Raw genomic sequence first — 23315 nt, 5'->3', positions numbered from 1 at the left:
TCTCGCCCGTCCACGCGGGGCCCCGGTCGAGACGCAGCGGCGTTCAGTCCAAGGACCGCAGAATCCGATTGTTCTCACGCAGGAGGTGAGTGGTGAGCTCGTCGAAGTATCCCAGCAGCCGCTCAGCCAACGGAGACCGTGCGTCCTGCGAATACACGGCCCAGGTCGGGACCTCGACATCAGAGGTCGGCAACGCGACGGCACGAACCGCCAACCCCGGCAGGGCCAGCTTCGCGACGGCCGCCGGCGCGATCATCGCCCCGATCCCCTCTGCGACGACAGCGGCGCCGGACAGCACTTGCGACACTTCGATCGAACCCGCATCGGCGTGAGAAGCGAAGATCTCATCGTGCATACGTGCCAGGTACGGAGAGCCGTCGTGCTCGTAGCGGATGAGTGGCAGCGTGGCGAGGTCGTCCGGGGTCAGCGGCGCAGCCTGCTTCGCGAGTGCGCTGCGTTCAGGGACCAGCGCGACGAGCGGTGTGCTGTCGACCACCCTGTGGCACACATTCGACGGAAGCTCCTGTGGGCGGATGAATCCGACGTCCAGGCGTCCGCGGCTCACCATCTCCACCTGCACGGGGGACAGCCGTTCGGAGATCTTCACGGTGACGTTCGGCAGGTAGGCCGACGTGAGCTTCAACAGCTTCGGGAGGATGTTGTAGGTGGAGATCGCGGTGAATCCGACCCCCACGGTCCCATACACGTCCTGACCTTCCATGCGGACCCGGTCGAACGACGCGGACACGAGCGACGTGATCCTGTAGGCGTCGTCGAGGAACTGAGTGCCGGCCGGGGTCAGGCTCATCCCGGTGGCGTCCCGTCGGAACAGGCTCACCCCCAGCTCACGTTCGAGCCTCTGGATCTTCCGGCTGAGCGGAGGCTGTGTCATCGAGAGCCTGCGTGCCGCCCGCCCCACGTTGCCCTCTTCCGCGACCGCGATGAAGCATTCGATCTGATCCGTCGAAAGACCCACCGAACACCTTCCCTTCCTCGTCGTCGCGCATTCCGCGTCCAGGAGAACGCGGTCCCACGCCACCCCCTACAGTGAAGTCTACGAAGGAGACACATGCACACCCTCATCAGCCGCCTCACGTCGACAGATCCGACCACCGGTTACTTCGCCATGGCCGCCGGAACGTTGCAGCTGGAACGCCTCGCAGGTCTCGGATACGACTACGTCGTCCTCGACGCGCAGCACGGCTCCTACAGCGCCCACGACCTCGCCGATTCCGTGCGGGCTGTGGAAGTCGGCGGAATCCCCGCGTTCGTGCGGGTCTCCGACTGCACGATCGGGGAGATCGGTCGCGCGCTGGACACGGGTGCAGCGGGCGTGATCGTTCCGCTGGTCAACGAGAGGACCGAGGCCGAGGCCGCTGTGGCCGCGTCGAAGTACCCTCCCCTGGGTCTGCGGTCACGCGGTGTCGCTCGCACCTCGGAGTTCCTCACGGGGACACTCGAGGAGATCAACGAGAGCACCGTCGTCCTCTGCATGATCGAGACCCGCCACGGTCTCGAGGAGGTTGAGTCGATCGCATCCACTCCCGGACTCGACGGGCTCTACATCGGGCCGAACGACCTCTCGATCGGACTCGGTGGCTACGGCCTGGGAGACCCTGCGATCGCCGAGGAGTTCGATGCGGCGCTGCAGAGGATCCTGCACGCCGCGGATGCCGCCGGCATCACTGTCGTCATCCACACCGCCGGCGGGGAGGTCGCCCGGGCCCGACGGGCAGTCGGATTCCGCCATGTGACGATCGCCAACGATCTGAACCACCTGTGCGCGGCTGCCGCGCATCATCTCGCGGTCTCACGGGGCGATGCGGGAGGCCCGAGCGGCACCTGATTCTGCCTGGCCACGCCGCACTCGGACCACCCGCGTCAGTGGATGTCGGGTTCCGGGTTCCCCACACCCGCGAGGAAGTCGAAGTCGCATCCGGCGTCGGCCTGTCCGACGTGTGCGCGGTAGAGGCGCAGATATCCACGGTCCCCGTCGAAGACGCCGGGGGCCACCGCGGCGAGTCTCTTCTCCCACTCGTCGTCCGTCACGAGTGCGTCAAGCGTGCCGGCGGTCACGTCGAGCCGGACCTGGTCCCCGGTTCGCAGAGCGGCGAGGGGACCACCCACGGCGGATTCCGGCGTGACGTGGAGGACGCACGTCCCGTAGCTGGTCCCCGACATCCGCGCGTCGGAGATCCGCACGAGATCTCTGATCCCCTGCTCCAGCAGTCGTGTGGGCAGCGGCAGCATCCCCCATTCGGGCATTCCGGGCCCACCCACCGGTCCCGCGCCCCGCAGGACGAGGACGGTGTCCTCGGTGATCTCGATCGTCGGGTCCTCGATGCGCTCCTTGAGCTCCGCGTAGTCGTCGAAGACCAGTGCCGGCCCCACGTGGTGCATCTTGTCCGGGTCCATCGCGGAGGGCTTGATGAGTGCACCGTCAGGGCACAGGTTGCCGGTGAGGACCCTGAGCGCCGGAGTCGTCGACACGGGGTTCGTCCGGTCGCGGATCACGTCGGGTGCGTGGACCTCGGCACCTGCGATGTTCTCCCCCAGCGTCTTCCCGTTGACGGTGAGGGCGTGTGGCCGGAGCAGGTCGCGCAGGGATTCCAGGAGCGCGGTGAGGCCTCCCGCGTCGTAGAAGTCCTCCATCAGGTGCGCTCCTGCGGGTCGAATGTTCGCAAGCAGCGGCACCTGTGCCGCGAGCGCGTCGAACAGTTCCGTGCTGGTGTTCAGGCCCGCCCGTCGTGCGATCGCGATGAGGTGGATGACGACGTTCGTCGAACCGCCCAGCGCGAGTGCGGTGATCGCGGCGTTGTGGACGGAGTCGTCGGTGAGGATGTCCGAGGGTCGCCGGTTCGCGGTGACAGCATCCACTGCCGCGCGTCCGCACTGGGTCGCCATACGCGAATGGTCGGCCATGACTGCGGGGATCGACGCCGCCCCGGGGAGCGAGAAGCCCAGGGCTTCTGCGATCGAGGTCATCGTCGATGCGGTGCCCATCGTCATGCAGTGTCCGGGCGTGCGGGCGATCCCCGACTCGACGCCGCGCAGGTCGCATTCGCCGATGTTCCCCGCGCGGTACTCGTCCCAGAACTTCCACGCGTCGGATCCGCTGCCGAGGGCTTCGCCTTTCCAGCAGCCCTTCATCATGGGGCCTGCGGGGAAGAAGACCGCCGGCAGGTCCATGCTGATGGCACCCATGAGCAGACCGGGCGTCGTCTTGTCACAACCGCCCATGAGCACCGCGCCGTCCACGGGGTACGAGCGGAGGAGCTCTTCGGCCTCCATCGCGAGCATGTTCCGGTACATCATCGTCGTCGGCTTCTGGAAGTTCTCCGCGAGTGCGATCGCGGGCAGCTCGAGGGGGAATCCTCCCGCCTGGACGACTCCTCGCTTGATGTGTTCGGTCCGGTCTCGGAAGTGTGAGTGGCACGGGTTGATGTCACTCCACGTGTTGAGGATCGCGATGATCGGTCGACCACGGAAGTCCTCCTCGTCGTACCCCATCTGCTTGAGTCGCGACACGTGGCCGAACGTCTTCAGATCCCCCCGGTCGAACCATCTCGCGCTTCTCAGTTCTGATTGGTCGAATGCCATTGCACACCTGTCTTGCTGGGAGGGTTTCGCCGTCCATGCGGGGCTGAAGAATCGCTGTCACTGCGCTGAGCCTAACCAGCGACGACTACCCGTCCCATACGCAATGAGCATTACCCCATACGTCCACCGAGGCTCCCTTCCACCCCGCCTCACCAGCATGCGGACAGCCCCACAGACAGCAAGACTTGTTTGTATACAATTCCCGCATGACGAAGTCGCGCATGCACCTCATCCTCATGCTCACCCTCACGTTCTCGACGGGAATCGTCGATGCGGTGGGCTATCTGGGCTACGACAAGGTGTTCACCGGGAACATGACCGGCAACGTCGTCATCCTCGGCATGGGTCTGGCGGGTGCTCCGGGCATCCCCGTCCTGCGCCCCGCGCTCGCGTTCTTCGCGTTCCTCATCGGCGCGGTCATCGCGGGCCGGATCCTCGTACCCTCCCCCAAGGGCGAGTGGACCACCCGCACGACCGGTGTCATGGTCGCCGTGGCGATCGGCTGCTTCGCGCTCACGGGCCTCGTCCTCGTGGGGGACCCGGAAGTGAACCACGTCATCGGCACGATCACGACGTCCGTCCTCGCGCTCGTCATGGGCATGCAGGCGGCGGCGGCCCGGAAGATCGGCGTCACGGACGTCACGACCGTCGTCGTCACCTCGACCATGGTGGGGCTGGCGTCGGAGTCGCGGCTCGCCGGCGGTACGGGCGACAAGTGGCCCCGCCGCCTCCTCGCTGTCGCGGGCATCCTCGTGGGAGCGCTCGTGGGTGCTGTCACGCTCCAGGCGAACCTCTGGCTGGGAGTCCTCGTCACCGCCGTCATCATCCTGGCGGTCGCCGTGATCGGTCACCGCACCCGCCACCTCGACTGACCCGCGCCCGATGCGGTCGTCACTGCCCCGGGCCCTCGTCCCGGCGCCGACCACTCGCCTGGGTGACGCCACCTGGACTGAACCTCACTCCGGCTGCGGCACACCCCTGCGCAGCCCGGTCCGGGACCGTTCGAGGTGCGCGGTCATGAGCTCTCCCGCCTCCTCGTCACGGCCCGCGTCGACCGCCGCCAGGATCTCCTTGTGCTCGCTCCACGCGGAATCGCCGCGGTAGGTCCGGGTCGCGGCGAAGAGTCGCTCGATCTTCCCCGACACCTGGCGGAGGATCCCCGACAGGGACGGGGAGGCGCTCATGTCCGCCAGCAGCGAGTGGAAGCGCTGGTTGAGTCCGGGCAGCTCGTCGGGGCGGCCGTCCCGCAGGACGGCGTCGCCCTCGTCGAGGACGCGCCCGATCTCCCGCCGCAGCGCCCACCACTCCTCGTCCGGCCCGTTCTGCTCCAGCTGCGCCTTCGCGCGCCGCGCGGTGCGGCGCACCATCTCGCCCTCGAGCGTGAGCCGCACGTCGAACAGCGCGTCGAGGTCCTGCGGCTGCGGTTCGACGACCGTCGCACCTGCGTAGGGGCGGACGTCGATGAGACCCTCCGCCTCGAGTGCGCGCAGGCATTCCCGCACGGGCACCCGCGACACCTCGTACTGCTCGGACAGCAGCTTCTCCGTCAGCCGAGTGCCGGGCGGGATGACCCCGAAGATGATGTCCGCACGCACCCGCTGGGTGACACGGACGGCGACGGGATCAGACACGGGTGAGCTGCTCTCCTGGGACGGCGGCGATGAGGCTCTGAGTGTACTCGTGCGCCGGTTCCTCGATGACCGTCCGCACGTCCCCGCGCTCCACGACCTGCCCGGCCCGCATGACGACGACGTCGTGCGCGAAGTCCGCGACGACCGCCAGGTCGTGGGTGATGAACAGGCAGGACAGGCCCAGGTCGGCCTGCAGGGAGCGCAGGAGGTCGAGGATCTGCTCCTGCACGAGCACGTCCAGGGCGGACACCGCCTCGTCGCACACGAGCAGTTCGGGGCTGCTCGCGATGGCCCGGGCGATCGCGACCCGCTGCCTCTGGCCGCCGGACAGTTCGCCCGGCTTCGCCTGCAGTGCGGACTGCGGCAGGGCGACCTGGTCGAGCAGCTCGCTCACCCGCCCGCGCCGCTGCGCCCGCGTCCCGATCCGGAACACGTCCAGCGGTTCCGCGACGATGCGCTCGATCGTCTTCGTGGGGTTGAGCGACGAGTAGGGGTCCTGGAAGACGGGCTGCGTGAAGCGGCGCAGCCGGGAGCGGTCCGCTCGCGACCCGCTGTCCGCGGCCGTCCCGTCGAGCACGACGGTGCCGGACGTCGCCGTCTCCAGCCCCAGCACGATCTTCGCCGTCGTCGATTTCCCGGACCCGGATTCGCCGATGATCGCGGTGGTCTTCCCCCGCGCGGCGGTGAAGCTCACCCCGTCCAGCGCCCGCAGGTCCTCCTTGCGTCCCCGGATCCGGTAGAGCTTCGTGAGGTCGCTTACGACGAGCACCGCATCGTCCGGTACCGCTCCCGAGGCCCCGTCTCCGCCTCCCGCGCCCGAGGCCCCGGTCACCGCCGCGCCCTCGTCCTGCGGCGGGACCGCGAGGGTGAGCGAGGCCGCGATGAGGCGGGCCGTGTAGTCGTCCTGCGGGTGGAACAGCACCTGGGCGGGCGGGCCGTCCTCGACGACCTCGCCGTCGTGCATGACGAGGATCCGGTCCGTGCGGTCGGAGGCGACCCCCAGGTCGTGGGTGATGAAGAGGAGCGACATCCCCCGGTCGTCGACCAGCCGCTGCAGGTGGTCGAGGATCTGCTTCTGGACGGTGACGTCCAGCGCGGAGGTCGGTTCGTCCGCGATGATGAGGTCCGGGTCCCCGGCCAGCGCGATCGCGATGAGGACGCGCTGCCGCATGCCGCCGGAGAACTCGTGGGGGAACTGCTTGCGCCGCCGTTCCGCGTCGCCGATCCCCGCTTCCTCCATGAGGCGGACGACGGAGGCGGTGACCTCCGCGCCGCGGACACCGTAGGTCCGCAGCGCGTCCGCGATCTGATCGCCCACCCGCATCGACGGGTTGAGGTTGGTCATGGGGTCCTGCGGCACGAGCGCGATGGATCTGCCCCGCAGCTGCCGCATCCGGGATTCCGACGCGTCCGTGATGTCCTCACCGCGGTAGGCGATCGTCCCGCGCGTCACGCGCCCCATGCCGGGGAGCAGCCCCAGCACCGCGCCGACGGTCGTCGACTTGCCGGACCCGGACTGCCCGACGATCCCGATCCGTTCCCCCGCCGCGAGGCGGAACGACACGTCCCGCAGCACCTCCGTCCGCCCGTATGCGACCGTGAGCCCGCGGACGTCCAGCACGGGCTCACCGCCGCCGAGGTCCCGGTCACCATCGACGTGTCGGGAACCGCCGAGGCCCCGGCCACCATCCCCTGGGCCGTCGCCGGGGCCCTGCTCACCGGCGGGCACCGAGTCACCGCTCACCGGTGTCACCGTCCCACCGCGTAGCCCTGGGCGCCGCGGGGGTTCGCTCCGGCCGTCATGAGTCCCGTCTCCGGATCACGCGTCACGCACGACAGGCGGCCCAGCGCCCAGTCGCCCGCGCGGGTCACCACGTGGCCGCGCTTCTCGAGGCCCGCGATGACGTCGTCGCCCAGCCGGTCCTCGACGACCACTCCGCCCGGCGTCCACGTGCGCGGCCAGAAGGACCCGGCCATCGACGTCGTGTGGAGTGCGGGAGCGTCGATCGCCTCCTGCGGTGCGTACCCGCCCACGATCAGGCGGAGGACGAGCAGCAGCTGCCACTGGTCCTGCTGGTCACCGCCGGGGGTGCCCAGCGCGATGACCGGCTTCCCGTCCTTGAGGATGAGGGTGGGCGACAGGGTGGTGCGGGGGCGGCGGCCCGGTGTGAGCGGCTGCGCCGAATCCTCGTCGAGCCACGTCATCTGCAGGCGGGTGCCCAGGCAGAAGCCCAGTCCGGGGACCGCCGGGGAGGACTGCAGCCAGCCGCCGGACGGCGTCGCGGAGATCATGTTGCCCCAGCGGTCGACGACGTCGATGTGGCACGTGTCGCCGCGGACCGCGCCGCTGCCGTCGGCACCCGGCTCCGCCTCCGTGACGGCGAACATGTGTCCCGAACCGCCGGCGAACGCCTTCGCCACGGCGGATGCGCCGCCGGAGGCTCCGGGCACGGTGGGCTCGCCGCCGCCCGCTGCGGTCGTGTCACCGCCGAACCGCGCGGCGAATTCGTCTGCGGTGACGAGCGGAGGCAGGTGGCCCTCGCGACCACCGGGTGTGCCGGGCCGGAATTCGGCCGAGGCGGTGTCGCCGATGAGCGCACGCCGCTGCGCGATGTACTCCTCGGACAGCAGCTCCGCGAGGTCGAGGTCGTTGTCCCCGAAGTGCACGTCGCGGTCCGACAGCGCCAGCTTGAGCGCCTCGATGATCGTGTGGGCGCCGATCTCCGTCGACGGGTCCAGGCGCTCGTCCTCGAACCCGTCGAGGATGCGCAGGGCCTCGAGGAGGACCGGTCCCTGGCTCCACGTGCCGACCTTCGCGATCGTGTACCCGCGGAACTCGATCGTCGCGGCCTCGTCGAAGCGTGCGGACGACCCGGCGAAGTCCTCCTCCGTGAGGACGCCCGCGTAGTCCCCGCCGTCCGAGTGCCGGTGGGGTGTGCGGACGAACTCGGATGCGAGGCGCGCGACCCGTCCGGTGCGCCACTCCTCGCGCGCGGCGGCGATCCGGTCCTCCCGGCTGTCGCGACCGTCCCCGGCCGCCAGCAGGTCGCGCAGCACCTGGGCGTATTCGGGGTTGCGGATGATCTCGCCCGGCTCCGGCACGCGCCCCTCCGGCATCCAGAGCGCCGCGCTCGTGGGCCAGTGCTCCGTGAAGAGGTCCTTCACCGCGGCGATCTGGCCGCACGTGCGGGCGAGGACCGGGTGACCCTCGTCCGCGTACGCGATTGCGAATTCCAGGACGTCGGCCAGCTCCCACGTGCCGTGCTCCTGGAGGAGCAGCAGCCACGCGTCGACGGCGGCCGGGATCGCGGAGGCGAGCGCACCGGCACCGGGCACCAGCTCGAGGCCCAGGGACGTGTAGTGCTCGATCGTCGCGCCGGCGGGGGCGGAACCCTGGCCCATCATGACGACGGGCGTGCCGGGGTCCTCCGCTGTCGCGAAGAGGCCGGTCATGTCGCCGGCCGGTCCGTTGAGGTGGGGTTCCACCACGTGCAGCACGAACGCGGCGGCGGTCGCCGCGTCGAACGCGTTGCCGCCGCGCTCCAGCACCGCCTGCGACGCCGCTGTCGCGATCCAGTGGGTCGAGGCGGACATCCCGAAGGTGCCCTCGAGGGTCGGTCGGGTGGTGAACTCATCGGGTGTGACGAATGCCGTCATCGGTGGTCTCCCTCTGTGTCGTGGTCCGTGGAGTGGTCTGCGGAGTGATCCGTGTCTGCACCCGTGACTGCGTCCCGGGTCGTGTGTGCGGGCGCGGTGTCCGGGCTCGTGCGCGGCGCTGCTGCTGTGCTTCCAGTGTGGGACACCACCGCCGTTCCCGCAGCGGCAGCCCTCTTCCGCTTCCGCCTGCCCGTGCGGGTCCGGGCGGAGCCGGGATCCAGCGCGTCCCGCAGCGCGTCGCCGAACAGGTTGAACGCGAGGCAGATGACGAGGATCGCGAGGCCGGGGAACACGGCGGCCGCGGGTGCCCGGTAGATGTACTGCTGCGCGTCGGACAGCATGATGCCCAGGCTGGGGTTGGGCGGCTGGATGCCCAGCCCCAGGAACGACAGCATCGATTCGCCGATCACCGCCGTCGGCATGATGACGGTCGCCTGGACGATGATCGCGCTCACCGCGTTCGGCAGGATGTGCGTCACGAGGATCTGGGGCACGCTCGAGTCCATCGCGATCGCGGCCTTGACGAAGTCGGCGCTCTTCAGCCGCATCGTCTCGCCCCGGACCACGCGGATCATCGTGGGGATCTGCGCGATCCCCAGCGCCATCGCCGCACTCGTGAGGCTGGCGCCGGCGATCGCGACGAAGCCCACCGCGAGGATGAGGAACGGGAACGCGAGAGCCACGTCCGTGAGCCGGGAGATGACCCGGTCGCACGCCTTCCAGTAGCCGGCCAGCAGTCCCAGCGGAGTGCCGACCACGACGGCGAGGCCCACCGCCAGCAGCCCCACCTGCATGGAGGCGCGGATGCCGAAGAGGAGCCTCGACAGCACGTCACGGCCCAGATCGTCGGTGCCCAGCAGGTGACCGACGGTGCCGGGGACCTGGTACGGGTACGCGAACCGCGTCTCGGAGAAGCCGGATGGCGCCAGCAGGGGCGCGAAGACCGCGACGACGACCGTGAGGACGAGGAGGACGGTGCCCACCAGCCCCAGGGGAGTGCGGACGACGGAGGCGAGGGCGCCTCGGCGGCGGGACCGCGCAGCGGACCGTGTGCCGGCTTCGGCGGTGACGATGGGCGCAGTCATGAGGTCTGTGCTCCTGTCCGGATCGTCGGGTTGATGACCGAGTAGAGGAGGTCGACGGCCAGGTTGATGACGATGTACGCCACAGTGATGACGAGGACGACCGCCTGGATCACCGGGTAGTCGCGGGCGAACACCGCGTCCAGGGTGAGCTTGCCCAGACCCGGCAGCGCGAAGATCCGCTCCGTCACGACCGCGCCGGAAATGAGTCCGCCCAGCTGCAGACCGATGATCGTGACGAGCACGATGAGGGAGTTCCGCAGTCCGTAGCGGACGAGGATCCGGGGACGGGACAGGCCCTTCGCCCGGGCGGTCCGCACGTAGTCGGTGCCCATCGTCTCGATCATCGACGCTCGCGTCTGCCGCGTGATGACCGCAGCGAGGCTGGTGCCCAGGATGACGGCCGGCAGCGTGAGGTAGTACATCCCGCGCAGCGGATCGGACAGCACGTCCACGTAGCCGGACGCCGGGAACCAGCCCAGCCCCACCGCGAGGAACAGGATCGCGAGCAGCCCCAGCCAGAAGTTCGGGACGGACAGGCCGATGAGCGCGACCGCGTTCGCGAACGCCTCCGGCAGGCGCCCCCGGAACCTCTCCGCGAGCATGCCCAGCACGATGCCGGCGACGACCGCGACGACGATCGCGTAGACGGACAGCCACAGGGTGACCGGCAGCGTCGACGCGATCATCTCCGTCACCGCCTGCCCCGTCCGCGTCGACTCGCCCAGATCCCCGGTGACGAGGCTCGTGAGGAAGCGGAAGAACTGGACGATGAGCGGTTCGTCGAGGCCCAGGTCAGCGCGGATCTGCGCGACCTTCTCCGGGGTGGCTTCCTCCCCCGCCATCGCGAGCGCGGGATCGCCCGGCAGGGAGCGGACACCCACGAAGATCACGATCGACGCGAGGAAGAACGTGATGAGCGCCTCGCCGATCTTCACGGCCGTGAAGCGGATCATCGGTCGTCCTCCTCTGCGACGAACCCGGCATGGGACAGGTGGACGACACCGTCCGCGTACACCTGCACGCCGGCGAGGTCCTCCGTGTACGCGGTGAGATACCGCTCGCGGTACAGGTAGATGATCGAGTTCGTCTCGTGGGAGCGACGGGCGACCTCCCCGTACGCCTGCGCGCGGTCGTCCGTGTCCGTGAGCTCCGCGGCCTCGTCGAGCAGGCCGTTCATCTCCTCGTCGTCCAGACCGGTGTAGTTGTTGCCGCCACCCGTGTAGAGGAACGAGTAGAGGTTGCCGTGGGGGTCGACGCGACCCGACCAGCCCAGCTGGATCGCCTCGAAGTCGCCGCGGTCCTGCGCGTCGAGGATCGCGGTGTACTCGACGGGGGTGATCGACAGGGAGAAGCCGGATTCCGCGAGCTGCGCCTGCAGCGCCTGCGCGTAGCGGAGTGAGTCCTGCGTGTTCGTCACCTTCATGCTGATCGGGAAGGGCGTCTCCACACCTAGGTCCTCGAGGATCTGCTGCGCCTGCTCCGGGTCGTACTCCGGGCAGGCCTGGCTGGCCTCGGACGTGTACGGGGACGTGTCGGGGACCCCCGAGCAGGCGGGGAGGTACCAGCCGTTGAAGACCGTGTTGACGAGGGCCTCCCGGTCGACCGCCATCGACAGCGCTCGGCGGATCTCGCTCTCTTCTGCCAGCGGTGTGGGCTCGACGCCCTCGTTCTGGTTCTCGAGGTTGATCGTGAGTCCCTGGTAGCCCAGCGAGGGGACCTGCAGTGTGCCGATGTCCGCTTCCTGCTCGAGCGCGTCGAAGTCCTGCGGGGAGATCTTGTCCGCGATGTGCACGTCGCCGGACCGGATGTTCGCGGCGCGGATGTTCGCGTCCGTCATGATCCGGTACTCGATGCGGTCCAGGTGGACGTCCTCCCGCGCGTAGTAGTGGGGGTCCGCCACGACGCTGATGGACGTCTGCGGGATGCGCTCCTCGAAGGCGAACGCGCCCACGCAGACGGGTGCGTCGCCGAACCCGTCGCCCTTCTCCTCGAGCGCCGTGGGCGACATGATCATGCCCGCACGGTCCGCGAGCGCGGCGGTGAAGGGGGCGAAGGGGGTCTCGAAGGTGACGCGGACCGTGTCCTCGTCGAGCGCCGTGATGTCGTCGACCGGGCCCATCTCCGACGTCCGCATCGAGTCCTCGTCGAACACGTTCCGGGTGAGCGTCGTGACGACCGCGTCCGCGTCGAAGTCCGTGCCGTCCGCGAAGAGCACCTCGTCGTCGCGCAGCGGGATGTCGACCGTGAGGCCGTCGTCGGAGATCCGCGGCAGGTCGGAGGCGAGCATCGGCACGACGTCGCCGTCCTCGTCGATGTCGTAGAGCTTCTCGCACATCGTCTGCATGACGTAGCGCGTGTAGAGCGAGGTCGAGGTGGTCGGGTCGAGCCGGTCCGGCTCCGACGACAGCGCCATGACGAGCGTGCCGCCGTCCTGCGGCGCACGATCGCCGAAGTCGACGGAGAGGACGTCCTCCCGCTGGGGCGGCTCGCCCAGTTCCTGCAGCGGCACGCAGGCGGACAGCGCCACGGCCACGGCCGTCATCCCTGCGGTCGGCAGCAGCGCGCGCCACCGGATCCTGCGACGTGTTCGGTCGCCCATGCGGTCCTCACTCGAGTGGATTGGATACATTCACATGATCGTGCATGTTTTGTATACATCTTCTGAGTGCGCGGCGTGAAGGCCTTCTTGCAGAGTGGGATGGTCGTGGGGTTTTCGTTGCGATGCGGCAGGGTCAGCTGCTGTGCCTGCCTCTGCGCGATGCGGCTCAGCCCTGGTGGGGCCCTCAACGGTGACGCTGAGCCAGAGCATGATCGAGTGGTGCCGTGGCGGATCTACCTGCATTCACCCGAATAGGCGAATGCGCCCGTCGACGCGCGGGGCGCGCCAGGCGTAGCGTCGAGTCGAGAATGGAGGTCGCCCGCAATGAACAAGAAGATCATATTGTTTCTCTGCTCGTTCCCCCTGGCGTTCGCCCTGTCCGCATCGGTATTCTTCTATTTCGACAGCCCGTTCAACGTATTACTGATGATCGGATTTGTCCTTCTCGCGATACCAGTTCGGGCATTTCTTGGTCGGAGCGATCAAGCAGACTCCCCAGATGATCACGGTCACAGGGGACCCTCGTGAAGACCGACACCGGCCCCTCTGCAGTGAAGGCAATGCTGTCGAGTGCCTCCTCGGTGATTCCGCCCTCAGTGGGAACACGCGCCCCCTCTTCAGCATCACAGGTGCGAGATGGCCATGTCTTGACCCTTCATGATGCAGCCCTTGGAACTGGAGTCACGCCTGTTTTCGGTCACAGCAATGGGAACCCTGTGATGAAACACTGAGGAGACGCGAGCACAGGGCGGATGCATTCACATGATCTTGCATGTCTTGCAAACATGAGCACGGCGGCGCCCCCGGTCGCTCGTGCCCTGCGGACGCTGAGATGTACTGTCGCTTCCGTCCACTGTGCTGCCCACCAACCCCGAGGAGACCGCCATGCCGTCCGCTTTCCCCGCCCGACGAACCGCCATCATCACGGGAGTGGGGTCCGAACGCGGCATAGGACGCCGCACCGCGTGGGTGCTCGCACAGGCAGGGTGGAACCTCGGGCTCATCGCCCGTCACGCAGACCAGGCCGAGCGGCTCGCGGCGGAGATCTCAGCAGCGCACGCGGTCCGAGCGGTCGGAGCCGGCGCGGACCTCGCGAATCGCGCCGAAGCGAGCAGGGCGATCGACACGATCGAAGCCTCCGCACCACAGATCGTCGCACTGGTGAATTGCGCGGGCGTCTCGTCCCCGACCCCGTACCTCGAAGTCGAGCCGGAAGAGTGGCGGCACGTGCTCACCGCCAACCTCGACGCCGTCCACTGGGTCACCCAACGCGTCGCACGCACGCTCACGGACAACGGGGTCGGAAGGATCGTCTCACTGTCCTCGGTCTCATCGCATCGTGGGGGCGGGACGTACTCGAAGACCCCGTACTCCGCCTCCAAAGCGGCCGTCGAAGCCCTCATGCGCGGAATCGCTCGCGAGCTCGGACGCCGCGGCGTCACCGCGAATGCGATCGCCCCCGGCCCGGTCGACACGGACCTCATGGGAGGGACGCTCACACCCGAGCGCAAGGAGGGCATGGCCGCGGATTCCGTGCTCGACGCGATCGCGACGCCGCAGGACGTCGCCGCCACGATCCGCCACCTCGTGAGCGAGGAGGCCGCGCTCATCACCGGTCAGACCGTGCACATCAACGGCGGGCTGCACATGACGTGAAGCCGCGGTCGGCTCACCCGCATGAGACCATTGGTCGACCTTGGCACCGGCTCGGATGCCGCAGGACGGGAACGCCGACCGGGCTCCGCTCTGCCGCTTCCGCGCCCAGACGAACGGAAGGACGATGGAACCCAGGCAGATCGAGTCCGCAGCGGACTTCGTCGAAGTGCTCGCGGCCACGGGACGCCCCACGGAGGACGGCATTCGCGTCGCCACCGAACGGGAGATCGCAGCGCTCACCAATCTCAGCCGACCCCGGGTGCGCGAGTATCTGGCCGGCCTGCAGACCGTCGGCCTCCTCTCGCGCGTCCAGGGCTCCGGCACAGTCCTCCGCGTGCCGGACGCCGACGAGAAGTCCAACGTCTTCACACTCATGGAGAAGTCGGGCCAGCTGCCGATCGACGACATCGAGAGATTCCGCGAGATGCTGGAGATCGGGGTCCTCCCTCAGCTGAGCACCCCCCTGGAAGAGGGCATCGCCGCACAGCTGCGAGCACTCATCGACGACATGCACGCCGCCTCCGCGAACGGAGACGCGGCCGCTGGGTGCGAGGCCGATCTCGCGTTCCACCGCCTCCTCCTCCGGCAGGCGGACAACGCTCTCCTCACCTTCGTCATCGACAGCCTCGACGGCGCGCTGCGCTCCGACATCCTCGACCGTCGCAGACACGCGCTTGCCGCGGAAACGGCCGCGAACGGCGGCTCGAAACCCGAAGTATTCCGGACCGACAGCGTGCACGAAGAGATCGTCACCGCTCTCGAATCCGGCCACCCGACCGCGATCTCGGCGGCGATCCGCCTTCACTTCGACGTCCATCGCGGCCTCCTCGCCTGATCATCACGGACACCCTCCCCGCCGGAATCGATCATTGCGCTCATTCTCACGAAGTGCTTTACTGATCCTGATTGGTCAGACCAATATGGTCTGACCACGATCCCGCTTCGCCTTGCGGGTGGACGCGAACCCCAGGAGGAACAATGTCGTTCAGCACTCCCCCGCGAGTGTCCTTCGTCGGTATCGGCGCGATCGGACTGCCGATGGCGCTCCAGCTGAAATCCTTCGGCGCCTCAGTGACCGGTGTCGATCCGTTCGAGGCGTCCCGCGAACGCGCATCCGCTGCGGGACTCGACGTCGAAGCCACCCCGACATCCGCTGCGGAGGCGGACGTCGTCGTCGTCATGGTCGCGACGCCGGAACAGCTGCGCACCGCAGTCGAAGGCGACTCCGGGCTGATCGCCCGGATGCGCCCGGGGTCAACCCTCATCGTGATGAGCACGGTGGGACCCGAAGCCGTCGTCGCCACGGCCGGGATCGCCGAGAAGGCCGCTGTTCGCATCCTCGACGTGCCGGTCACAGGTGGCGTTGCGGGCGCCAAGCGCAGCGCACTCACACTCTTCGCGTCGGGACCTGCTGACCTCATCGCCGAGCACGAAGAGCTCCTGTCCGCCTTCGGCCGTGTCGTATCCGCAGGAACTCGGATCGGTGACGGCCAGTCCTTCAAGGCCGTCAACCAGCTGCTCTGCTCGGTGCACCTCGCAGCTGCCGCAGAAGCGCTCGCATTCGCCGAGAAGCTCGGCCTCGACCCCCACGCCGCCCTCGACGCTGTGCAGACCGGGGCGGGCGGCTCGTGGATGCTCGGCGACCGCGGACCCCGCATGCTCGAAGGGCTCGACGCAGAAGTCACGAGCGCGGTCAGCATCTTCGTGAAGGATTCCGGCCTTGTGGCGGACATCGCGGAGTCACTCGATTTCGACGCGTCCCTCGTGCGCGCAGCCCGGGACCGCTTCGTGAGGGCCGCCGACGCCGGGCTCACCGCGAGGGACGACTCCCAGGTCATCCGCACCTACCTCGACGAGGAGTGAGCCCCATGTCACCGCTGTTCCTCATCGTCACGGCCGTCGTCGCCGTGCTGCTCCTGCTCGTCATGGTCATCCGGGTGCAGCTGCCGGCGTTCCTCTCGCTGCTCATCGTGTCCATCGCGACCGCACTCGTGGCCGGGATCGGCCCTGCGGATGTCATCCCCCTCGTCATGGAAGGCCTGGGGAGCACTCTCGGCAATGTCGCGCTCCTCGTCGGCCTCGGCGCGATGCTCGGCGCGATCGTCGAGAAGACCGGCGGAGCCGAAGTCCTCGCACGCACCTTCACACGCGCATTGGGACCCACTCGCGTCGCACCCGCACTGACCATCGCGAGCTGCATCATCTCGATTCCGATCTTCTTCGACGTCGCGTTCATCATCCTGGTGCCGATCGTCTACAGCTTCGCGCGCGCCGCAGGGATGAAGTCGCCTCTGGCGTTCGGCCTGCCGCTCGCCCTCATGCTCTTCGTCCACGTCACGGTGCCGCCGCACCCCGGCATCGTCGGCAGCGCGCAGATCACGAACGGAGACATGGGTCTCATCACCCTGCTCGGTCTTGCACTGTGCGTCCCCGTGGGGATCGTCGGGTATCTCGTCTCACGCAGGCTGACGGCGCACGACTTCGAGATGCTCCCGGACACCAAGCACAATTACGACACCTTCGGAACGGAAGGCGCCGGCGCGGAGGGAGCCGCCGTATCGGCCGCGAATCATCTGCACGGGCCCGAGGACGGGGACTTCGTCCGCACCCGCGCACGCGAGCAGACCAGGAAGCCTTCGGCCGCTGCCGTGCTCTTCGTGATCGTCCTCCCCGTCCTCATGATCGGAACGGGCACCATCGGGAATTCGTTCGTCGACGAGGGAACGACTGCGGCAGCCATGCTGTCACTCATCGGCGCGCCGGCCTTCGCACTCCTCGTCTCCGCGCTCGTGGGGCTCATCGTCCTCGCGATCCCGAGTGGCTACAGCGTCTCGCGCATGGGTGAGCTCATGGACGGCGCGCTCGGCCCCGCCGCCATCGTCGTCTTCGTGACCGGCGCCGGAGGAGTCTTCGCCGCGGTGCTCAACGAAACCGGCATCGGCGAGGCTGTGGCCGACCTGTTCACGGCCCTCGGCTTCCCCCTCATCCTCCTCGCTTTCGTCCTCGCGGCGGTCCTCCGTGCCGCGCAAGGATCAGCGACCGTCTCCGCGATCACGACAGCTGGCCTGCTCGCAGCTCCCATCGCAGCCGGAGACTACTCGAGCTACCAGGTCGCGCTGTTGAATCTGGCGATCGGCTGCGGCGCCATCACCCTGTCCCACATCAACGACTCCGGGTTCTGGATCGTCACCCGCTACCTCGGCCTGTCCGTTCTCGATGGCCTCCGCACGTGGTCGGTTCTCGTCACCGCACTCGGCGTCGCAGGAGGACTCGTCGTGGGTGTCGCCTGGATCTTCGCGTGAGAGCACGTACCGCGTGTCGTGCAAGAACACCGGGACACCTGCAAGCCCTCTTCCACCGCACTCATTCTCAGAGAGGACACCGATGACAGCACAGCACGACGCCACGCCGATCGCGGAGGAGCGCGTCACCCGCATCAGGGAGGCCGCTTATCGGATCAGGCAGAACGCTCTGACCCAGGCGGAAGTCCAGGGACAGGGGTACATCGGCCAGGCGCTCGACATCGCGGATGTCCTCGCCGTGCTCTACTCCGATCAGCTGACCCTCGACCCACAGCACCCGGAGTGGGAGGGACGCGACCGGTTCCTGCTGTCGATCGGTCATTACGCCATCGCGCTGTACGCTGCGCTCGTCGAGGCCAAGTTCTTCCCTCAGGAAGAGCTCGAGACTTACGCCGCCGACGATTCGCGGTTCCCGATGTCGTCGATGCGGACGTACACCCCGGGCGTGGAGATCTCCGGAGGGTCCCTCGGCCACGGACTCGTCATCGCCAATGGGGTGGCCCTGGGCCTCAAGCGCAAGCGATCGGGCTCCTTCGTCTACAACCTGCTGTCCGACGGGGAGCTCGGTGAGGGGTCTACCTGGGAGGCCGCCGCAGTCGCCACTCACCACCGCCTCGACAACCTCATCGCGATCGTCGACTTCAACGACCAGCAGGCCGACGGGAAGAGCACCGACATGCTGTCGATGGAATCCGTCACCGACAAGTTCACGGCGTTCGGATGGGAGGTTCGCCGCTGCGACGGCAACTCTGTCGCGGAGGTGCTCACCCACCTCGAGGAGCTGCGCTCTCTCGATGCGCCGCGCCCCCGTGTCCTCATCGCGGACACCCAACTGGGTCGCGGCGTGAAGTTCCTCGAACAGAGGGAGAAGCTCCATTTCATGAAGGTGTCGGCCGACGAATGGGACCTGGCACGCGTACAGCTCAAGGAGGACTTCGAAGCATGAGCGCAACCACAAAGCTCACGTCCGGCGCCATGGACGCCTCGATTGCGAAGGAGGGGCAGCGCACGGACAGCGCTCCGCTCGGCCACGCCCTCATCGACCTCGCCCGGACGGACGACAGCATCGTCGGCCTCTCCGCGGACCTCGCGAAATACACGGACCTCCACATCTTCCGTGATGAGATGCCTGATCGCTTCTACCAGGTGGGCATGGCGGAACAGGCCCTGCTCGGAGCCGCGGCCGGCCTGGCGATGGAGGGATTCACGCCATTCGCGTCGACCTACTCCGTCTTCGCGACCCGCCGGGCGTACGACTTCCTGCTCCTCGACATCGCTGAACCCGGGCTCAACGTGAACATGGTGTGCGCGCTGCCGGGGCTCACGACCGGTTACGGCCCCTCACACCAGGCCACGGAAGACGTCTCGCTCCTCCGGTCGATCCCCGGGTTGACCATCGTCGACCCGTGCGACTCCGTCGACATCCGGCAAGCAGTGCCGCAGCTCGCCGCGCACCCCGGACCGACCTACACGCGGATCCTCCGGGGCAGGGTTCCCACTGTTCTCGACGAGTACGACTACGAATTCGAGCTCGGGAAGGCAAAGCTCCTGCGGGACGGGAACGACGTCCTCATCATCTCGACCGGACTGATGACGGAGAACGCGCTCGAGGCGGCGAAGCAGCTCGAGGTCGACGGAGTCGAGGTCGCCGTCCTCCACTCCCCCACTCTCAAACCCTTCGATACGGACACGGTCCTCGCGGAGATCGCGAAGGACAGGCTCGTACTCACTGCGGAGAACCATACGGTGATCGGAGGGCTCTTCGACGCGGTCGCACACGAACTGGCTCTCAGTGGAACGTTCAAGAAGGTCACTCCTGTCGCACTTCCGGACGAGTTCCTCGACGCAGGGGCGCTGCCCACGCTGCAGGAGCGCTACGGAGTCAGCAGTCGCAGCATCGTGCAGCGAGTACGCGCACTCCTCTGAGCCGGTTCCCGCTGCGCCTCGTGCGGGCCTGCGGGGCCGGGTCACCCTCCCGCCATGATCCGGCAGACCCGCACTCCCAAGGCGCACGACTGGTTCGTGAGCTACGTCGTGCAGAAGAGCAGGCACGCGGAGCCTCTGCGCCTGGCATGGCACCGCGATACGGATCCCGATGTGGAGAGCGCTGCGTGGGCGTTCACGGCGAACCGTGTCGTGAAGGACCCGGAAGGCTTGGACCTGCCCGCGTTGTCGGGCAGCAGGAGGTTCTCGAGGACTACCCCACTCCCCCGAGCTGCACGTCGCCCTACGCGCCCGCATGGATCGCGGAGACGATCGGGCGGGAGGGCTGACCCGCAGCCCTCCCGCCGTCACCCCTCCGGTACCTACAGGGTCACCCCACGACGCCGGACGAGCTCACCCCTCCACGTAGTACAGGCGCTTGTTGACGAACTCGTCCATGCCGACGGGGCCCAGCTCGCGGCCGTAGCCGGACCGCTTCACCCCACCGAACGGGAGCTCCGCGCCCTCACCCGCCGGGGTGTTGACGTTCGCCATGCCGACCTCCAACCCGGATGCCACACGCTTCGCACGTGCCTCATCCGTGGAGAAGACCGCCCCTCCCAGACCGAACTGGGAATCGTTGGCGAGCTGGAGTGCCTCCTCGTCGCTGGCCACCCGGAACACCGTCGCGACCGGGCCGAACAGCTCCTCGTAGTAGATCTCCGTACCGCGCGGCACGTCCGTGAGCACGGCAGGCGACACGTACGCGCCGTCCGCGGACAGCTCACCACCGGTGCGCACCTGCGCACCTGCGGCCTTCGCCCGCTCCAGCTGCTCGGCGAGCTTCTCTGCCGCGGGCCGGGACGACAGAGGCTGGTAGACGTCCTCGTCGTCCTCCTTCCACGTGCCCGGACGCATCCGCTCCGCGAGCTTCGTGAGCTCAGCGACGAAGTCGTCGTAGATGTCGTCCATGACGATCATCCGCTTGTTCGAGTTGCAGGCCTGCCCCGTGTTGTACATGCGGGTGCCCCACGCCGTGGCCGCCGCTTCCGCCACGTCGTCCGTGTCGAGCACGACGTACGGATCGGACCCGCCCAGCTCCAGCACGGCCTTCTTGAGGTGCTGTCCCGCCTGCGCGGCAACCTGCGCACCTGCCCGCTCCGAACCGGTGAGCGAGACGCCGGCGATCCGCGGGTCCGCGATGAGCGTGGACACCTGGTCGTGGCTCGCGTAGACCGTCGTGTAGACGCCTTCCGGCACCCCCGCGGTCGTGAGGATGTCCTGCACCGCGGCAGCGGACCGCGGGCAGATCTCCGCGTGCTTGAGGATGATCCCGTTGCCCAGCATGAGGTTGGGCGCCGCGAACCGTGCCACCTGGTAGTAGGGGAAGTTCCACGGCATGATCCCCAGCAGCACGCCCACGGGCAGCCGCTGCAGCACAGCGGAACCGCTGGGCGTCTCGATCGGCTGCTCCGCCGCGAGCGTCGCCGCGTTGTCCGCGTAGTAGCGGAAGATCTCCGCGGAGAACTCCGCCTCCTCGACGCCCTCCGACGCCCGCTTGCCCATCTCCTCGCCGATGATCGCGGCGAGCCGGTCCTTGCGCTCCTCGAAGAGGTCCGCGATCGCGCGGACCACCTCCGCACGCTCCTCGATCGTCTTCGCCGCCCATTCCGTCTGAGCGTCGACGGCGGTCGCGAGCACCGTGTCGAGCTGCGCATCCGCGATCGTGTCGAACTCCTCGACGACCTCCCCGGTCGTCGGATCCTGTACGCGATATCCCTGGCTCATCGAATGATCCCTCCTCGTACCGTCACAACTCGGGCCGTCGGCATCCTCAGATCCTGTCCCACGCCTGCGTGAGGACGGACCGGAGGATCCGCTCCATCTCGTCGAACTCCTCTTCACCGCACGTGAGCGGCGGCGACAGCTGGATGACCGGGTCGCCCCGGTCGTCCGCACGGCAGTACAGCCCGCCCTCGTAGAGCGCCTGCGACACGAAGCCCTTGAGGATCCGTTCCGACTCCTCCTCCGTGAACGTCTCCTTCGTGTCCTTGTCCTTCACGAGCTCGATGCCGTAGAAGTAGCCGGCTCCGCGCACGTCGCCCACGATCGGGAGGTCGTGCAGCTTCTCCAGCGTCGTGCGGAACGCGCCCGCCTTCTCGTGGACCCGGGCGTTCAGCCCCTCCTTCTCGAAGATGTCGAGGTTCGCCATCGCCACGGCGCAGGCGACGGGGTGTCCGCCGAACGTGTAGCCGTGGTAGAAGGTCTCCCCGCCGCGGCCGAAAGGCTCGAACAGTCGGTCGGAGGCGATCATCGCGCCCAGCGGCGCATACCCGCTCGTGATCCCCTTCGCGCACGTGATGATGTCCGGGACGTAGTCGAAGTCGTCGCACGCGAACATCGAACCGACCCGCCCGAACGCACAGATCGTCTCGTCCGACACGAGCAGAACGTCGTACTCGTCGCAGATCTCCCGCACCCGCTCGAAGTAGCCGGGCGGCGGCGGGAAGCATCCGCCGGAGTTCTGGACGGGCTCGACGAACACCGCGGCGACGGAATCCGCGCCCTCGAATTCGATCGCCTCTGCGATCCGGTCCGCCGCCCAGCGGCCGAACGCCTTCTCGTCGCCCGCGAACCGGTCGTCCGCGCGGTAGAAGTTCGTGTTGGGCACCTTGTGGGCACCCGGCACCAGCGGCGCGAACTGGTTGCGCAGCCCCGGCAGGCTCGTGACGGACAGCGCGCCGTGCGGAGTGCCGTGGTAGGCGGTGGCCCGCGAGATCACCTTGTGCTTGCCGGCCTTCCCCTGCAGCTGGAAGTAGTTCTTCGCGAGCTTGAGAGCGGATTCGACGGAATCTCCGCCGCCGGAGGTGAAGAAGACGCGGTTGAGGTCTCCCGGCGCGTACCGTGCCAGCCGCTCCGCCAACTCGATCGCCGGTTCGTGCGCGTACGACCACAGCGGCATGAAGGCGAGCTTCTTCGTCTGCTCGTACGCCGCCTGCGCGATCTCCTCACGGCCGTGGCCCACCTGGACGGTGAACAGCCCCGCGAGTCCGTCGAGGACGCGGTTCCCCTCGTCGTCGAAGAGGTACACGCCCTCTCCGTGCGTCATGACGGGGGTGCGCCCGCCCTCGTAGAGGTGCTTCTGATTGGCCATGTGCATCCACAGGTGATCGCGGATGCCGGCCTGCATGTCTGTACTCATCGTGCCCGTTCTCATCGTGCCCGTTCTCATCGTGTCCGTACTCATCGTGTCCCCCAGTTGTAGATCTGGTCCCAGACCTTGAGGTAGGTCATCGTCTCCGTGCGCTGGACGTGCGGCAGGGCGCGGACGCTCCCCAGCACGTCGAGCAGTTCGTCGTCGTCGGCGCACACGACTTCGACGAGGAGGTCGTGACGGCCCGCGGTGAGGACGATGTAGTCGACCTGCGGCAGCTCCTCCAGTGCTCGCGCGGTCTCCCTCAGATCGCCGGTCGCGGTCACGCCGATCATCGCCTGACGCTGGAATCCCAGCTGGAGCGGGTTCGTCACGGCGACGATCTGCATCGTCCCGTTCTCCACGAGCCGCGCGACCCGCTGGCGGACCGCCGTCTCCGACAGCCCGACCTCTCTGCCGATCTCCGCATAGGGTCTGCGGCCGTCATGCTGCAGGACCTCGATGATCGCCTTCGACTTCTCGTCGAGGTCGACATCGCCGAACCGCGCATGCCGGTCCGATCCCACTGCCCGGACGGGTGACCCCGCCGCCCGCAACTCTGCGGGTCCGCCGGGACGTCCGCCCGCGCCCTGTCCGTTGTCGCTCACTGCGCACCTCCCTCCACACACTATCGCTCACGGATTCCGTCCTTGCAACCCCCAGACCACG

General features: G+C 68.2%; 20 protein-coding genes. 9 read left to right on the top strand and 11 right to left on the bottom strand.

Annotation, left to right across the window (positions count from 1 at the left end):
- Positions 1–43: 43 nt before the first annotated feature.
- Positions 44–976, bottom strand: coding sequence for a LysR family transcriptional regulator (locus JFC09_RS02960; RefSeq protein WP_198392461.1), 933 nt, complete (start codon positions 974–976; stop codon positions 44–46).
- Positions 977–1069: 93 nt separating this feature from the next.
- Between JFC09_RS02960 and JFC09_RS02955 the strand changes: the two genes are divergently transcribed.
- Positions 1070–1846: an HpcH/HpaI aldolase family protein gene (locus tag JFC09_RS02955; RefSeq protein ID WP_198392460.1), complete on the top strand. Its 777-nt coding sequence runs from the start codon at positions 1070–1072 to the stop codon at positions 1844–1846.
- 35 nt (positions 1847–1881) lie between these two features.
- On the opposite strand, the gene JFC09_RS02950 is transcribed toward JFC09_RS02955, so the two are convergent.
- A complete protein-coding gene (locus JFC09_RS02950; protein ID WP_198392459.1) occupies positions 1882–3600 on the bottom strand; it encodes an IlvD/Edd family dehydratase in 1719 nt (572 codons plus the stop codon).
- Positions 3601–3806: 206 nt separating this feature from the next.
- On the opposite strand from JFC09_RS02950, the gene JFC09_RS02945 reads away from it, so the two are divergent.
- On the top strand, positions 3807–4472 hold the full coding sequence (locus JFC09_RS02945) for a YoaK family protein (protein WP_198392458.1): 666 nt from the start codon (positions 3807–3809) through the stop codon (positions 4470–4472).
- An 84-nt stretch (positions 4473–4556) separates the two neighbouring features.
- Here the strand turns inward: JFC09_RS02945 and JFC09_RS16305 are convergent, their stop codons facing one another.
- The 6 genes from JFC09_RS16305 to JFC09_RS02915 are packed head-to-tail and all read right to left on the bottom strand — an operon-like array spanning position 4557 to position 12572.
- Entirely contained in the window at positions 4557–5231 is a 675-nt protein-coding gene (locus JFC09_RS16305) for a GntR family transcriptional regulator (RefSeq protein WP_198392457.1), read from the bottom strand.
- Complete coding sequence (locus JFC09_RS02935; RefSeq protein ID WP_332839620.1) at positions 5224–6975, bottom strand: ABC transporter ATP-binding protein; 1752 nt, start codon at positions 6973–6975, stop codon at positions 5224–5226. The genes JFC09_RS16305 and JFC09_RS02935 overlap by 8 nt, the downstream gene beginning before the upstream one ends.
- Before the next feature lie 5 nt (positions 6976–6980).
- Positions 6981–8888, bottom strand: coding sequence for a gamma-glutamyltransferase family protein (locus tag JFC09_RS02930; protein WP_198392456.1), 1908 nt, complete (start codon positions 8886–8888; stop codon positions 6981–6983).
- Positions 8885–9973, bottom strand: a complete 1089-nt coding sequence (locus tag JFC09_RS02925; RefSeq protein ID WP_198392455.1) for an ABC transporter permease — start codon at positions 9971–9973, stop codon at positions 8885–8887. Before JFC09_RS02925 ends, JFC09_RS02930 begins: the two co-directional genes overlap by 4 nt.
- Positions 9970–10926 carry an ABC transporter permease gene (locus tag JFC09_RS02920; RefSeq protein WP_198392454.1) on the bottom strand — a complete coding sequence of 319 codons (957 nt, stop codon included), beginning with the start codon at positions 10924–10926 and terminating at the stop codon, positions 9970–9972. Before JFC09_RS02920 ends, JFC09_RS02925 begins: the two co-directional genes overlap by 4 nt.
- Entirely contained in the window at positions 10923–12572 is a 1650-nt protein-coding gene (locus JFC09_RS02915; RefSeq protein ID WP_198392453.1) for an ABC transporter substrate-binding protein, read from the bottom strand. The genes JFC09_RS02920 and JFC09_RS02915 overlap by 4 nt, the downstream gene beginning before the upstream one ends.
- Before the next feature lie 324 nt (positions 12573–12896).
- Here JFC09_RS02915 and JFC09_RS02910 point away from each other — a divergent pair, with 324 nt between their 5' ends.
- The 7 genes from JFC09_RS02910 (at position 12897) to JFC09_RS02880 (ending at position 19456) form a co-directional block, all read left to right on the top strand.
- Positions 12897–13100 carry a hypothetical protein gene (locus JFC09_RS02910; RefSeq protein WP_198392452.1) on the top strand — a complete coding sequence of 68 codons (204 nt, stop codon included), beginning with the start codon at positions 12897–12899 and terminating at the stop codon, positions 13098–13100.
- Between the two features lie 357 nt (positions 13101–13457).
- Positions 13458–14228: an SDR family NAD(P)-dependent oxidoreductase gene (locus tag JFC09_RS02905; RefSeq protein WP_198392451.1), complete on the top strand. Its 771-nt coding sequence runs from the start codon at positions 13458–13460 to the stop codon at positions 14226–14228.
- Positions 14229–14352: 124 nt separating this feature from the next.
- Positions 14353–15063 carry a FadR/GntR family transcriptional regulator gene (locus tag JFC09_RS02900; RefSeq protein WP_198392450.1) on the top strand — a complete coding sequence of 237 codons (711 nt, stop codon included), beginning with the start codon at positions 14353–14355 and terminating at the stop codon, positions 15061–15063.
- Positions 15064–15206: 143 nt separating this feature from the next.
- Complete coding sequence (locus JFC09_RS02895; RefSeq protein ID WP_198392449.1) at positions 15207–16091, top strand: NAD(P)-dependent oxidoreductase; 885 nt, start codon at positions 15207–15209, stop codon at positions 16089–16091.
- A gap of 5 nt (positions 16092–16096) precedes the next feature.
- On the top strand, positions 16097–17530 hold the full coding sequence (locus JFC09_RS02890) for a GntT/GntP/DsdX family permease (RefSeq protein WP_198392448.1): 1434 nt from the start codon (positions 16097–16099) through the stop codon (positions 17528–17530).
- A gap of 82 nt (positions 17531–17612) precedes the next feature.
- Complete coding sequence (locus tag JFC09_RS02885; protein WP_198392447.1) at positions 17613–18476, top strand: transketolase; 864 nt, start codon at positions 17613–17615, stop codon at positions 18474–18476.
- Positions 18473–19456: a transketolase family protein gene (locus JFC09_RS02880; protein WP_198392446.1), complete on the top strand. Its 984-nt coding sequence runs from the start codon at positions 18473–18475 to the stop codon at positions 19454–19456. Before JFC09_RS02885 ends, JFC09_RS02880 begins: the two co-directional genes overlap by 4 nt.
- Positions 19457–19867: 411 nt before the next feature.
- Here JFC09_RS02880 and JFC09_RS02875 read toward each other — a convergent pair whose 3' ends face one another.
- Genes JFC09_RS02875 through JFC09_RS02865 form a run of 3 tightly spaced genes read right to left on the bottom strand, consistent with a single transcriptional unit; the run spans position 19868 to position 23173 of the window.
- Entirely contained in the window at positions 19868–21241 is a 1374-nt protein-coding gene (locus JFC09_RS02875; protein ID WP_198392445.1) for an NAD-dependent succinate-semialdehyde dehydrogenase, read from the bottom strand.
- 46 nt (positions 21242–21287) lie between these two features.
- Complete coding sequence (locus JFC09_RS02870) at positions 21288–22655, bottom strand: aspartate aminotransferase family protein (RefSeq protein WP_232483027.1); 1368 nt, start codon at positions 22653–22655, stop codon at positions 21288–21290.
- 41 nt (positions 22656–22696) lie between these two features.
- Positions 22697–23173 (bottom strand): Lrp/AsnC family transcriptional regulator, encoded by a 477-nt coding sequence (locus JFC09_RS02865; protein WP_198392786.1) that lies wholly within the window; start codon positions 23171–23173, stop codon positions 22697–22699.
- Positions 23174–23315 lie beyond the last annotated feature (142 nt).

The organism is Brevibacterium yomogidense (assembly GCF_016107685.1).
Taxonomy (GTDB): domain Bacteria; phylum Actinomycetota; class Actinomycetes; order Actinomycetales; family Brevibacteriaceae; genus Brevibacterium; species Brevibacterium yomogidense.
This window is presented reverse-complemented; position numbering and strand designations above follow the sequence as displayed.